The sequence below is a fragment of the Prevotella sp. HMSC073D09 genome, from assembly GCF_001814145.1.
Lineage (GTDB): Bacteria > Bacteroidota > Bacteroidia > Bacteroidales > Bacteroidaceae > Prevotella > Prevotella conceptionensis.
On record NZ_KV815038.1, the window covers coordinates 62,264 to 76,368 of the forward strand.

The 14,105-nt window shown below is 46.3% G+C and carries 9 protein-coding genes; 4 read left to right on the forward strand and 5 right to left on the reverse strand.

Translation table 11 applies throughout. The features are described from left to right. Positions 1 to 395 precede the first annotated feature (395 nt). Positions 396 to 1,127: a hypothetical protein gene (locus HMPREF2955_RS01970; protein ID WP_070720381.1), complete on the forward strand. Its 732-nt coding sequence runs from the start codon at positions 396 to 398 to the stop codon at positions 1,125 to 1,127. A gap of 343 nt (positions 1,128 to 1,470) precedes the next feature. Here HMPREF2955_RS01970 and HMPREF2955_RS01975 read toward each other — a convergent pair whose 3' ends face one another. The 5 genes from HMPREF2955_RS01975 to HMPREF2955_RS01995 form a co-directional block, all read right to left on the reverse strand. Beyond that, a complete protein-coding gene (locus tag HMPREF2955_RS01975; RefSeq protein WP_246830040.1) occupies positions 1,471 to 2,478 on the reverse strand; it encodes a CapA family protein in 1,008 nt (335 codons plus the stop codon). A gap of 208 nt (positions 2,479 to 2,686) precedes the next feature. After that, complete coding sequence (locus HMPREF2955_RS01980; RefSeq protein ID WP_070720400.1) at positions 2,687 to 5,101, reverse strand: DUF3160 domain-containing protein; 2,415 nt, start codon at positions 5,099 to 5,101, stop codon at positions 2,687 to 2,689. Positions 5,102 to 5,398: 297 nt separating this feature from the next. Continuing rightward, positions 5,399 to 5,971 carry a hypothetical protein gene (locus HMPREF2955_RS01985; protein ID WP_246830041.1) on the reverse strand — a complete coding sequence of 191 codons (573 nt, stop codon included), beginning with the start codon at positions 5,969 to 5,971 and terminating at the stop codon, positions 5,399 to 5,401. A 104-nt stretch (positions 5,972 to 6,075) separates the two neighbouring features. After that, the gene (locus HMPREF2955_RS01990) at positions 6,076 to 7,389 is read right to left on the reverse strand and encodes a 5-methylcytosine restriction system specificity protein McrC (protein ID WP_070720384.1); all 1,314 of its coding nucleotides are present in this window, start codon (positions 7,387 to 7,389) and stop codon (positions 6,076 to 6,078) included. Further along, positions 7,386 to 9,434 (reverse strand): McrB family protein, encoded by a 2,049-nt coding sequence (locus HMPREF2955_RS01995; RefSeq protein WP_070720386.1) that lies wholly within the window; start codon positions 9,432 to 9,434, stop codon positions 7,386 to 7,388. The genes HMPREF2955_RS01990 and HMPREF2955_RS01995 overlap by 4 nt, the downstream gene beginning before the upstream one ends. Positions 9,435 to 9,691: 257 nt before the next feature. On the opposite strand from HMPREF2955_RS01995, the gene HMPREF2955_RS02000 reads away from it, so the two are divergent. Genes HMPREF2955_RS02000 through recG form a run of 3 tightly spaced genes read left to right on the forward strand, consistent with a single transcriptional unit; the run spans position 9,692 to position 13,125 of the window. Then, positions 9,692 to 10,261 (forward strand): DJ-1 family glyoxalase III, encoded by a 570-nt coding sequence (locus tag HMPREF2955_RS02000; RefSeq protein WP_070720388.1) that lies wholly within the window; start codon positions 9,692 to 9,694, stop codon positions 10,259 to 10,261. 12 nt (positions 10,262 to 10,273) lie between these two features. Further along, positions 10,274 to 10,966 (forward strand): 2-C-methyl-D-erythritol 4-phosphate cytidylyltransferase, encoded by a 693-nt coding sequence (locus HMPREF2955_RS02005; RefSeq protein WP_070720389.1) that lies wholly within the window; start codon positions 10,274 to 10,276, stop codon positions 10,964 to 10,966. Continuing rightward, a complete protein-coding gene (gene recG / locus HMPREF2955_RS02010) occupies positions 10,921 to 13,125 on the forward strand; it encodes an ATP-dependent DNA helicase RecG (protein ID WP_256374686.1) in 2,205 nt (734 codons plus the stop codon). Before HMPREF2955_RS02005 ends, recG begins: the two co-directional genes overlap by 46 nt. The last annotated feature ends 980 nt before the right edge of the window (positions 13,126 to 14,105 follow it).

Below are 14,105 nucleotides of genomic sequence, written 5' to 3' on the forward strand. Positions count from 1 at the left end.
CAAAATGCAGGTTTTGTTCTTAAAAACAGACAAGGCGAAAGGTGTGAAAGGCAAGAAATAGTGGCAAATTACCCACTTTACGACCTATATTTTCGCTAGAACGGAGTGAAATTTAGTGCGGTGTTGTAAAATAAAAAATAACAATTTAAGTTTTTGAGTTTTCTTGATTCGGCAACTGTTCCAATCCGTTTATCACATAAAAAACACCACCATAAGGGACGATGTTCTTATATTTTATTGCTATCTTTGTGATGCTACGTAGAAATTTACGATATTTTCGTACCATACAGTTAGTGAAAATTCTACAGATAGCAAATGTCCGAGGAACTTATTGTTCATCAAAGGCTTATAAAATGTATTAACAATAAATTACGTATTTAGTTGCGGAATTAAGGATGAAAAGAAAAAATATATACATATTATATTCTCTCTCCTTTTTATTTTTCATGCCAATAAGTATATATGCACAAAATAAAGTAGAAGAGAATTATTTGCTGAAAAAAGGCTATGAATTGAACATTACAAACCAAAAAGGAGATTCCTTATTGTATTTCTTTTTGAAGAATGGTAATTCTATGAAGAATATCATCACCGAAAATCAGATATACATGAATGACACTGTTTTGTGGAGAAAATATAATTCTCGTTATGAGGGGATAGATTTTACAAATTATTTCTGCATAACCTATTTCATAGCAAATAGTACACAGGGGATAGAGTTGTACAACAAAAAAACAGGCATTGATTTTTTTCATGGTAAATGTCTTATCTTATGTGGAGAGAATATGCAAAATAGAATTGCTTACCATATGAAAGAGGAGCTATTATTATGTCTTCAGATTAATAATAATCAGGATGATGGGACTATTTTATTAATAGATTTAAAGAATTCTCATATACACAAGATAAGCATCCATCAATTGGCAAGTAATATGCAAGATACCTATTTTTGGCACAGTGTATATATTAAAAATGCCAATTCTCGATACGTTATAATAACGTATAACAATGGTTTTTCTAAATCAACTTCATTGAAAGTCAAGCGTATAAAATCTCTCCAAAATAATCTTATTCTAGATTGTAAGGATTATGATGGGGAGTTAAAAGAAAATCGCGTTAACCAATAAACCCAAAAGAGTCTATTGTCTTTGTGCTGTAAAGCCAAGATAAACACTCTGCTCATGCACAAAGTACTGGAAGAAGATACGATAAAATCCAAAATTCTACCCCAATTGTCTGCGAAAAAACGTGGTTATGTATCAAAAAGTGACTAGGCGGAAGTTATTCGATGTATTATCCATAAGCTGAAAACTGCCTGTCAATGACAGATTACTTCTGCGTTCCCATTTTGCTGTCTCCGTTGACCGTGAGCAGCATGACTTGCAACCGCTCGCGCTGGCAGTAGTAAGTGTACGTGGTTAACTCGTCAACTGGTTAATTCGTCTACTCGTTAACTGGTCAATTTGTCTACTAATACCCTTCTGGCACACATTCGTTTATTTCTATCGGGATGGTTTCAACGTGTGCATCGTTTGCTGTAAGTACGACTTTAACCACGCAGGCACGGGTGTTGATGGGTTTGGTTTGGTCGAAAATAAAGTTGCCGATGCTGTAATAAATGGGGCAACCCTTATATTGTTCGATGGATTGTAGCGTGTGGGTATGGTGGCAAACAAGGATGTTGGCACCTGCGTTTATCAGTAGGCGCGCTTGCCTACGCTGCTGAGCAGTGGGCGTTAGCTGGTGTTCGATGCCCCAATGTAGGCTTACCACGATGTAGGCGTTGGGTTCGTTATGGCGTAGATGCTTGATGCGAGCCACCAGTGTGTCTAGTGGTTCTTGACTGACGCAGGGCTTGGCGGGCAGATAAGCGAAGTTTTCGAGTGGCAATCGCAAGGAGGCGAGGATGTAAACGGGGCGTGGATGGGTGGTCAGCAATAGGGGTTGGGCGGCTTCGGTCATGTTACGGCCTGCCCCAAAGTGGATGATACCCGCTTGTTCGATGTTCTTGCGTGTGTCTAACAGTGCGTCACGTCCTTGGTCAATGCTGTGGTTGTTGGCCAAGTTGAGGTGGGTGAAACCATGTTTGGCCAGCATGGTGAGCCATTCGGGTTCGCCTCTGAACACGAAACGCTTAAAAACAGGTTGGTTAATTTTGGTTGCCGGGCATTCTAGATTGCCCACAACGAAATGCGATTGGTTGAAGATTTGTTGTAGTTTTGGCCCAACGAGATTGCTTAAACCTAAGTATTCGATGCGCTTGCGCACGCCGCGATCGAGCAATACGTCACCTGTAAACACCACGGATAGTGTGTCGGCCTTCTGCGCCCATATACTTTCCGTGCACACAAAGGTAAGGCATAAGACAAGAACCACGCCGCGACAATAGGCCGCGGCATGAGAAAAGAATGCGCACCCCATAGCATGGAAGGATGTATGGGGCGCGTTTCTTGGATGTTGAGCGGGTTTTGTGGTCATGTATTGTGTTGGGAAGTTTGTGAGTTTATGAGTTTAATTGAGTTTATGAGTTAGTGAGTTTAATTGAGTTAGTGAGTTGATGAGTTGATGAGTAAAAGAGTATGCCATAGCGCAGATAGGCATTTGGCTTTATCGCTTACCGCTTACTCTTTACTCCTTACTACATACTCCTTACTACTTTAACTCCTTAACTCCTTAACTCCTCACCTTAACATCCCGAACTATAAAACACTTCTTCATTATCTTTCGGCAGATTGTCTAGCGGAACCATAATTTCGTCCATCCATTTAGGCACGCCCAGATAAGGTTTGGCTTTGAGTTTCTCTTGCCATTCCTCGTCGGTGAGCCGCTGTTGGTCGGTAGACTGTTTTAGTTCGCGATAAGACAGCACTGCACCGCGCATCAAATAGAGCTCGTTGCCAATGGGCACAGCCACGTAGATGGTATAGGCAGGCCCTGTTCCCTCGTATAGAATGGAGTGGTTAGGGTTGTTCGGGGCGTTGGCGGTATATACGTCGGCTATTACAGCCACACTCTTGTCGGCACCTTCCACGTTGTCCCAGCCGTCAAGATATTGGTCGTCTTGTCTAACAAGGTCAAGCGAAATGTTTTCTATCGTAGAGCCTATGATTTCGATGGCGTTATATTCCTCGTCGGTAAGGATGGGGTTTGGCGATAGCTCTTTCTGGCTCACTTGTAGCAGAAATTCGGCTGTTTCCTTCACGCTAGCCGTGGAAGCGTCCATCTTAGGCGTGTTTAACTTATATTGTTTGAACACCCTTTCTATCTGCGAAACCAATTCTACAGCCTTCTTCCAGAAGGGAATGTTGGGTTCAACATAGCCTTTCACGATGGGGTCGGGCGGTCCGCCAGAACCGCATTCGGCTCCCATTGGCTGCTTGGCATATAGAATGGCATCGTGTTTCAGTTCTGCCCACGAGGCTAGAGCCGTGTTCAGGTTTTTCTTTTCCCATTGTGGCGTGAGCATAAAGTAAGGTGCCCCAGCCACGGGCTTGTTCATTTCGGCCAAGGCATCCATCCATCTGTTGGCCACGGTGGTGGTCCACGCAATCTCCGACATGCGTAGTTTCATGGTTTGGAGCGTAGGCACAAAGCCTTCCCAGCGTTTGTCTTCTTGCAGTTCTTTCAATAAAATGCGTTCGGCAGCCGAACAACCAATGGCCGCAAACACGTCGAGTCCACTTGGAACGTCGCGTTTGGTGACATTGTTTGTGGCGTCAATCATCTCGTTTAGCACCTCTGCATCGGGCATATAGCGTTGCGGCATGAGGTTAATCTTGTTGCGCGAGGTTAGTTCGAACTTGGGACGGATGCGCGTTTGTTTCTCTCCCACCTCGTCAATGCGTTTGGCCATGTCGGCCATCAGTCTCTCATTGGTGAATATTTTCTCTGGCGTTTGGCCCTTCATCAGGTCGTAAACCTGCATGACGGTGATGTTGTCGGGCTCGCCGAAGAGGAAAGTGATGGGCTCGAACATGCTGTTGTAGGTGCGTTTCATCTGTGGGTCGCTGCCAATGGTGTGGGCAATGAGCAGGGCGCGTTTCAGTTGGTCGGGCTTGTCGGTGCCAAAGGGCACGCTTTGTAGCCACATCATGGTGCGGAAATATCGCTTGATGCGTTCGGAACGGCTGTAATGGCCGCGTGGCCGATAAAGGGAATAGGGATATTTCACCTCAGTATAGCCCAAGAAAGGGGAGAGGGCGTTTTCTGAATTCATCACCTTCTTAATCTCGGATGCCACTTGCGACTTATATGCAGCACTCACCCCGGCAGGCGTTTTGCCCGTTGTTAGTGCCAACGCCACGGCAAAATAGGCTTGGCAGAAAGCTGCGGCCGCTTTGGTTTGCTTGCCTGTTGAGGGTGTGGTTACGAGTTTGGTCATGCGATTAAACATGCCTTGCGAGAACACTTTCACCAGTGCATCGAGCTTTTTCTCTTCGGCATCGCGCAGAATGTTGTCGAAATAGAAGTGGAAAAGCTGCAAATAAAGGTCGGTGGTTACAAAGCTGGGGAAGTTGGAGTAGTCGTTCTTCTCGTAAACATGGAACAATTGCTGCAAGTTGTCTGGCACAATGGCAAACCCATTGCGGCTGATGGCATTTTGCAGTTTAGGGTCGAAGTCGTCTAATTGGTAGGGATTGAGCAGCAGGTCGAGGTTAACAATCTGTCCTTTGGGCAGTTTGTGCTTACTGTTGAGGATTTTGTTCTCTTGCTGTTCAATCTTTTTGAGGAAGTCTTGTTCGGCTTTGCTAAGTTTAGGTTGCCTTTGTCCCCAGTCGTTAGGGTTGCTATCGTCTAGCGGTTCGTTCTCGTTGTCCGAGCGTAACCACATCAACGAGTCGTACCACGATGTTTGTGCGTAAATGCCGCGCAGGTCGGCTTCTTTAAATATAAATCCTTCGCGCGCCTTAAATGCGTTTTTAAGCACGCGCAGTTCGGCCAGCGACAGTTTCGAGAGGTTGGTTTTGAGGTTCACTTCTTTGTTGAAACTCTCCACATTCAGTTTGCCCTTACCAGGTAAAATCACAGGCTTGGGGTTGTTGTCGGCATAGAGTAACGCCCCTATGGCGGCGAATGCGATTAGTAGTAGGGTTCTTTTCATTTGATATTTAATGTTTATGATGTGCGCGCTATGGTCTTGTTGGGGCCATGTGCACATCGGATTTGGAAAATCATTGCTAGCCAGCGAGGGGGCAGATGTCGGCGGTTAGTGTTCGTTTTACTTGCCCGTTCTGCCCCAAGGTGGTTGGTTTTATTGTTTTCGGGCGCGTTTACTGCCCTATATATATAAGGTGTGCCATCGTGCTTGTTGGCATTTGTATGGCACACGTTAGCCTTTATCCTTGTTTTATATGTCTGTGTTGTGCGGCTTGTTGGGTGTTCCTTTTTTCGCGAATAGCTATTGGTTAAACGCCTTCAAGGCCTCTTCTCGCCCCACCTTCACAACCAAGAACCTTACGAACTCGAACCCAAAGCCTTGCCAACGGTATTCGGCCACCACGTACTGTCCCTTAGTTGTGGTTTCTAGACTCCGAACAACGCCATCCACAAAGCGGAAATCTTGCAGTATTCCGCCTAGCTTTGAGCCCATCCACATGGCGCGAACGCGATTTTTGTAGTTCTTAAAAACAAAGAGCCTGCGGCCTTTTTGCGGATAGAAACGGGTGCTTTTAATCACGCCCACCAGTGCTTCTGTTCGTCCGTCGCCGTTAACGTCGGCCGTATCTAATCGGTAAACGGGGTAGGGTAGCGGCCATTTGTCGGTGGTCGAGTCGGTTTTCAGCGTGAGGTAGTTCAGACTATCGTTCACCGTCTCGATGCTGAAAGTCTGCGCCGCGAGGTTTCCCGTGGGCCACAGTGCCGCTATTGCGAGCCATCCGTATGTTTTCAAAGCGTTCGTCATTGTTGTGTTGGGATGGGGAGAGTGGGGTTGGGCTGTGGCCTTTGCATTGTTTTCGTAGGCGATGCTCATTCCCTTCACACCTATTCGTGTTGCAAAAATAAGACATTCTTTCGAATGTGGCAAATCTTTTGGGGCCTTTATTGAGGTTTTTAGTATGCCTTTGGGGATGAATTTCATTGAATTACGGGTAGTCTAATCCCTATTTTGTAGAACCTTATGTAATCTTTCACTTTTTCGAATGTTGGTTCTTCTGTGTTTGTAAATGCGAAACGCTCTTGTTGTTCTTGGTCCGGGTAGACGATGAGGCACTTGATAGGCAGTGCATTTTCGGCATCTAGCTTCAGCATGTCGTATATCTTCTGCAGTCTTGCGTAACCAGCCACCTGCCTTGCGTCATCCTTGTCTATGCCTGTCATACCCTTATAGCGTGGTTTGTATTTGGCGTCAACAACGTAAGGTTCGGGCCAATGGCAAGGCTTTAACAGATAATCGAGCTCTTGACGATGTGCCTTGGGGTGGTAACAAACTTCGTTTTTGCCTGTAAACACCAACCTAAGATGGCGAAACACATACAATTCGAACAGTCTGCTCATATCTATCCAGAACGGTGGAGTTGTTATTTGGTGGTTGCCAGCAAGGGTAATGTCGTAGCTGTAACGGCGAATTAGAAGTTGGGCAAGTTCTACGGCTGTGCTGTGTTCTTTAAAAATTGGATTGCCTTTGAATGTTTGTATGGCCTTTGTGGTAACTTCTTCGCCCACGTTATCGAAGTGTGGTTTAACAAAACGGACAATGTTGTCGAGTGTGGAAGTGTCGAAGGCATGCCTATAAACCTCTAATTGTTTGGCACAAAACCTCAAAGCGCGTTTAAGGATGCGGTTCTCGCACGAGTCGATGCCATATACTTGGTAACGACAAAAGTTGTTTGTTACGCGCCCTTTGCTAAGGTTTTGTTTCACGTTACGTGCCACAAGACATCGCCCTTTTATCTTATTGTTGAGATTTTCTTCAACCATGTAGTAGCATTTTCGCAGACCTTTGGTCGTTATTCGCCTTAAAACGCTAAGATATTCGGTAATAAGGAAGATGCTTAACAAGTCTTGCTGCTGGCTAATTGGTATTGCGGGCTTGTGAAAAGATATTGTTACGAGTTGTTGCAGATGGTTCAGGTTTTCCTTATCACAGAGTGCCTCGTTAAGCATTCGCACATAATCTATCTCGAAATCGCTGTTCATCTTCGGACTAACCTGTATTGCGAGCTCGTTTTCTTTCACCCAATCCACCCCTACGAAGTAAGAACCCGTGGCAAGAATGTCGTTACCCTTACGCCTAAGTTTAAGATAGAAGTCGGCGTCTTGCTTGTCATCACTTACTTTGAACTCTTTTTCTCCACCATCCGCTATGTATGGCAACAAAGTCTCGGCATAGCTTTGGTTGAGAAGAGAGTCCTCCTTCAGCTGCTCGTTGAGTTGTAACACTGTCGTCATTTTATAGCCCTGTCGTATAGTTCATCTATCGTTGTTTGCGCGTCTGTAGTTAGAATGCCGTCTCGTATGTACTCTTCCAAGAGCGGTATTATTTCATATAGTATGCGGTCGTTGGTGAAATCTTCGCCATTTTCATCGTGCATCAAGAAGTAACTGTGGCCAATCCACACCTCCTCAGGCTTATAATCGGCCGAAAGTGTGTCTGCCGCTTGCAGCTTAAACGTAGAATCGAAATTGCTTTTCTCGTATTCGTCGAAGTTGTTGATAAAGAGTTGGCTCACTTGCTTGAATAAGTCGCGGTCAAACCCTTCGTTATCTAGGGCGTAAGGCCTTTCTGCAATGAAAGCGAAGCGTCGCCTAATGGCGTAGTCTAATGCACCCAACGAACGGTCGGCAGTGTTCATTGTTGCGATAACAAACACGTTGGCTGGCACTTCAAAAGCCTCTTTCGAGTAAGGTAGCACCACTTTCTCTGCGTTCGGGTTACCTTTACGCTTGTCAGTTTCCAACAACGTCAAGAGCTCTCCAAATATTTTCGACACATTTCCACGATTAATTTCGTCGATAACCATGATGTAAGGCTTGGATGAATTTTCACCATCAGGCAGTGTAGAACTATTTCGGGGGAAATCATTTTGCATCGACTCTTCTTGCGTATTGGTGTCGTTTGCTTTTTCGCAGAGACGTTTAAATATGCCTGCTTCTATGTTGTAGCCCACTTGGTTGTTGTCAGTAACCACGGGACGAAGGCCTTCCACCCAGTCTTCATAGTCCATCGACTGGTGAAAGGTTGTGAATGCGATGCGCCCTTCCTCTTTAAGTTGATTGTATATTGCCACAATTTGGCTGCGCTCTGCATGGTTGGCATTGAATGTGGGGCAGCAAAGTCTTACGGCATACTCGGGTATGCTGTGGGTTTTTCCTGTTCCTGGCGCACCATAAAGCACGATGTTCTTGTGTCTTTTCCATGTAATTACGCCCTTGTCGAAACGTGAATGGTCTGTGCCTTCGTCAGTGCTGGTTTGGGATGTGTGTTGTTTTGCTGCGTCCATTTCTTTGAGCATGAAGTCTTTCAAGCACCAAAATAATGTTTGAATGGCAAGGTTAAGGGGTTTGTTTTTATACCTGTCTATCTCGCTAAGCATGATTTGTTGAACCGTTTCACCATATTTTGCTACGAGATTGTTTATTATTTCCATGAAGTTACCGAAGTTCGTGCCTTTTTTATTGATGTCGTAGCCGAAGTATTCACAGAGCCTTTTGTACACTTCCCATTTGTAAAACGTGTATTTTTCAGGGTAAGCGCAAGTCAAGATGGCAGATGCAGTGCGCTCATCGTTGGCAAAGTTCTTCCAGTCTTCATGCCCAAGGCCTTGCATTTCTTGTTTAAAGCGTGCTATACGTTTGTCTATTGGGATGGTTTCGTCAAGCAAATGCTCTCCGCATACAATCAGTTCGCTAGGCTTTTCTTTGTTGAGCTTGTTAAAAACGGGGTCAACGTAGGCATTGGCAACAATATTCTTCCCTTTTAGTGCCCTGATAATGCCTAGCGCATCTTTCCCTTCTGTGTTGTCAAGCAATTGCCATTTGTAGCTTTCTTCGTAGCCATAAAAGGGCTTACGTTTGCGAAATTCCTCGATAAGGTGCTCCATCAGCAAGTCTCTAAGTGCTTCTGTCAGTTCGGTGCGCAGTAACCAAAGAAACTCTTTCTTGGTTTGCCAGCCCTTTTCCATCGCGATGGGCCAGAATGTTTCGCTGCCTTTAATCCCAATTACACGAAATCTGTTTAGTCGTTTTTGCACCCATTGCGAGAAACCTTTTACGTTGCCGTTGTAATAATTCAGGCTTTTCCCATACTTTTGTGCCACTGATGTGCAGGAGCCTTTTTGATTTGGTTCACGTAAAAAGCAGAATAAGGCCTCGTGATACTTCCTTGCTTCGGGTTGTTTTAATAGTCCGAGCCATTCAGAGGCAGACACGCCGATGTCTCCACAACTGTATTCGCCATTGGTGTTTACTGTTTCGCGTAATGTGTTAAGTTCCATACTCTGCTATATAAAATAGGTTCAATTTATAAAGGCGATATCTGTTGTACAGGTTTGTCGTTGTTTTTTATCGCCTAGTTTTTTAGTATATGTTTGCTAAATGTCGCCCACAAAATTAGCGTTATTACCACAATTTGCTTGCCAAAAACGCTAAAAAGTGTGGCGTTGGGCATTAAAAATGCGTGTTGTTTGCCATGCTTACGCCGAAAATGGCTATTTTTGCAGTAACGATAATAACGATAAACCAAATTGAGAATATGGCAAAAGTGTATCAATTTATGGCCGACGGATTTGAAGACATCGAGGCGTTGGCTCCCGTAGACATTCTGAGAAGAGGCGGATTGGACGTGAAAACCGTGAGTATTATGGGCCGCGAGCTGGTGGAATCGGCCAATGGCGTGTGCGTTAAGGCCGACATGCTGTTCGAAAACGCCAACTTCAACGATGCCGACCTCTTGCTATTGCCTGGCGGACTGCCTGGTTCAACCAATCTAAAAGAACATAAAGGGCTAGCAGAAGTACTTCGCCGACAGGCTGAAACGGGCCGAAAGATTGGCGCTATTTGTGCTGCACCTATGGTTTTAGGTACGTTGGGCTTGCTGCAAGGCAAGCGCGCCACTTGCTACCCAGGCGTAGAACACACCTTGCATGGGGCAGAATATACGGCCGAGTTGGTGACAGTAGACGGAAATATCATAACGGGCGAAGGGCCTGCCGCCGCTCTTTCTTACGCTTACACGCTGCTTGCGCTGTTGGTTGACCGCGATAAGGCCGACGAAATAGAAGTGGCCATGCGTTATAAACACCTTATGGCCGAACGTCTTTAACCGCTGCACGCGATGAATTATGTTATCATCGTTGCTGGCGGAAAAGGCCTGCGCATGGGTACCGACGTGCCTAAGCAGTTTCTGTTGCTTGGCGGAAAGCCCGTGTTGATGCGCACAATGGAGTGCTTTTACAACTTCGATGCGCAGCTGCAAATGGTGTTGGTGTTGCCACGCGACCAGCAAACATATTGGCGCGAGCTATGCCGAACGCATAATTTTAGCTTGCCTTACCTCTTGGCCGACGGTGGAACAACGCGTTTCGAGTCGGTTCGCAATGGTTTGGTTCTCATCCCCAGCGATGCCCAAGGCGTGGTGGCGGTGCACGATGGCGTGCGCCCGATGGTGTCGGCAGAAGTTGTTGAGCGATGTTTCGGCGTGGCCCGACAATCCAAAGCCGCGATACCCGTAACGTCTGTGGTAGAAACATTGCGCCAAGTGATGCCCGATGGCACTAGCCAAACCGTGAACCGTGATGCCTATCGACTGGTGCAGACACCGCAAACCTTCGACTTGCAATTGCTTAAACGCGCCTACCAACAACCCTATCAGTCGGATTTTACCGACGACGCATCGGTGGTTGAGGCACTCGGCATGCAGATAACAATGGTTGAGGGCAACAAGGAGAACATCAAGATAACCACGCCCTTCGACCTCGATGTGTGCGAACGTCTGTTGGCTCTCTCCTCTCTGCATCGCGAACAATAGGCAGGCGCGTACGTAAACGCCCTTGCCCAGCCTCTTGCCACAACAAACGTAACCCCACAATGCACTCTATCCTAGACCAAGACATCATGTATTTGGCGGGCGTTGGTCCGCGAAAGAAAGAGATTTTGAGTAAAGAACTCAACATCAACACCTTTGGCGACCTACTTGAATATTATCCCTACAAATACGTTGACCGAACACAAATCTACCGAATTGCCCAATTGCAGGGCGACATGCCTTACGTGCAGGTGAAGGGACACATACTGAGCTTTGAGGAGTTTGACATGGGACCGCGCAAGAAACGCATCGTGGCCCACTTCACTGATGGATGGAACGTGGCCGACTTGGTTTGGTTTCAAGGGGCTAAATACGTGCTAAGCACTTACAAAGTGGGAGTTGAGTACATCGTGTTTGGTAAGCCTAGCGTGTACGGAGGGCGTTATCAGTTTGCACATCCCGACATAGACGAGGCCACAGAGCTAAAGCTTGCCGAGATGGGGATGCAACCCCACTACGGCACAACCGACCGAATGAAGAAGGCGGGCATAACATCGCGTGCGATGGAAAGGCTCACCAAGGGCTTGCTCGAACAGATGCAAGCACCGTTGGCCGAAACGCTTCCGCCTTTTATCACTAATGCCCTGCACCTCGTTTCGCGCGACCAAGCCATGCGCGGTGTGCATTATCCCCATAACACCGATGAGTTGCAGCGCGCCCAAATGCGCTTGAAGTTCGAAGAACTGTTTTATGTTCAGCTCAACATCTTGCGCTATGCCAACTTCCATCGGCGCAAATATCGCGGCTACAATTTCTCTAAGATTGGCCAATTCTTCAACAGCTTTTACCACAACAACCTGCCTTTTGAACTTACGGGCGCACAAAAACGCGTGATGCACGAAATACGTAAAGACATGGATAGCGGCCGACAGATGAACCGTTTGTTACAAGGCGACGTGGGTTCGGGTAAAACCCTCGTGGCGTTAATGTCCATGCTCATTGCCGTAGACAATGGTTTTCAGGCGTGCATCATGGCTCCCACCGAAATATTAGCCGAACAACACCTCGCCACCGTGCAGCAAATGTTGCAGGGAACGGGCGTAACGGCCGAGCTGTTAACGGGCATCATTAAGGGCAAACGCCGTGCCGACGTGCTGCAAAGGCTTGCATCGGGACAGCTACACATACTGGTTGGCACGCATGCTTTGTTAGAAGACTCCGTGCAATTTGCCCATTTGGGGCTTGCCGTGGTAGACGAACAGCACCGTTTTGGCGTGAAACAACGCGCCAAGCTATGGGGTAAGAACGACAATCCACCGCATGTGCTGGTGATGACGGCGACACCTATACCGCGAACGTTGGCCATGACCATCTACGGCGACTTGGATGTGAGCGTGATAGACGAACTTCCGCCTGGACGAAAGCCCATACAAACGCTGCATAAGTACGATAATCAAACCACGAGTCTCTATGCCGGCATACGTCAGCAGGTAGGGTTGGGACGCCAAGTGTACATCGTTTATCCGCTAATAAAGGAGAGCGAGAAGACCGACTTAAAGAATTTGGAGGAAGGTTACGAGGCGTTGACCGACATTTTTCCAGAGTATAAGATGAGTAAGATACACGGAAAGATGAAGTCGAAGGAGAAAGAGGCAGAGATGGCGCGCTTTGCCAGTGGCGAAACGCAGATATTGGTGGCCACAACGGTTATCGAAGTGGGTGTGAATGTGCCCAACGCATCGGTGATGGTGATACTCGATGCGCAACGGTTTGGCTTGTCGCAATTGCACCAATTACGAGGTAGGGTGGGGCGCGGAGCCGACCAAAGCTATTGCATACTTGTTACCAATCGGGCCCTTTCTGCCGAAACACGCAAGCGTATCGACATTATGTGCGAAACCAACGATGGCTTTCGTATTGCCGAAGCCGACTTGAAGTTGCGTGGGCCGGGCGACCTTGAAGGCACACAACAAAGCGGTATGGCCTTCGATCTTAAAATAGCCAACATCGCTCGCGATGGCGCATTGGTGCAATTGGCTCGCGATGAGGCTCAAAAAATCGTCGACCGCGACCCCGATTGCAACCTTCCCGAACATGCTATGCTGTGGAATAGGCTGAAAGAATTGCGCAAAACAAATATTGATTGGGCGGCGATAAGCTAACTGCGCCCCATAGGAGGGTATCGCCGCGAGGGTTTTACGCCATGCCATACATCTTTGTTGCATGGCTGTTGGCGTTTGTGTTACCTGTTCACACTTTGGGCTTTATTGGTTTCAGAGCCAGAACATATACAATCTCAGTTTATGTATGTGTATAGAAATCGTCTTGACTTTTAACCCCAATCGGTCGTTAGTGTTTGCTCAGATTTTGTGTATTGGTGAGCATCTTGCCTGTCCTATCCTTGAAGATATAGCGGGCTACGCCGAGAGAATAAGACAGACAAGATGCCGATAAGCAAACGGAAGATGAACAGGAAACGATGCAAACAACTTAAAATAGTTGATAAGCGGTCTAAACAACCGATTGGTGGGCGATATTTCTATAACTTGAAAGGAGTTTATTATCTTTGTGCAGCAGAACCAAGATAAACACACTTCTCACGTACGAAGTACTGGATAAAGCTACGATAATAACCGGTGTAGTACCTCTTTTGTCTGTGTCAAAGCATGGTTAGGTCTCGAAAAAGAAATCTGTTGAAGGGCTTTCAGTGCATTCTCTACAAGTTGAAATCATCTTTCCAGTGGCACATAATGAGGAAAAAGTCAAGATGTCTTCCTTATGGTTCTTATGTTCTTATGTCAAAAATGGGCGTATTTATGTCAACACACGAAAGAACAACGATTAACTCGTTCACTTGTCCACTTGTCCTCTTGTTAACTTGTCAACTCGTCAAGTTGATTTTTTTGTCAACTTTTCGGCAATAAATTTAACATTATGAGTGCCCTTTTCGTCCACCAAGCACCCACCTTGTCGCAAAAAATCGATTCTCGCGAAGGTTTGTTTCGATGCAAAAAGGGGGTAGTTGAACATGCAGGCAAAATGAATTTTTATTTAAAAACACGACCAATAGTACCATCTTTGGGGCTATTTGCAGCAAAATGCAGTGCATTTTGGTGCTAAACGCGGTGCAATATGCCGCTAA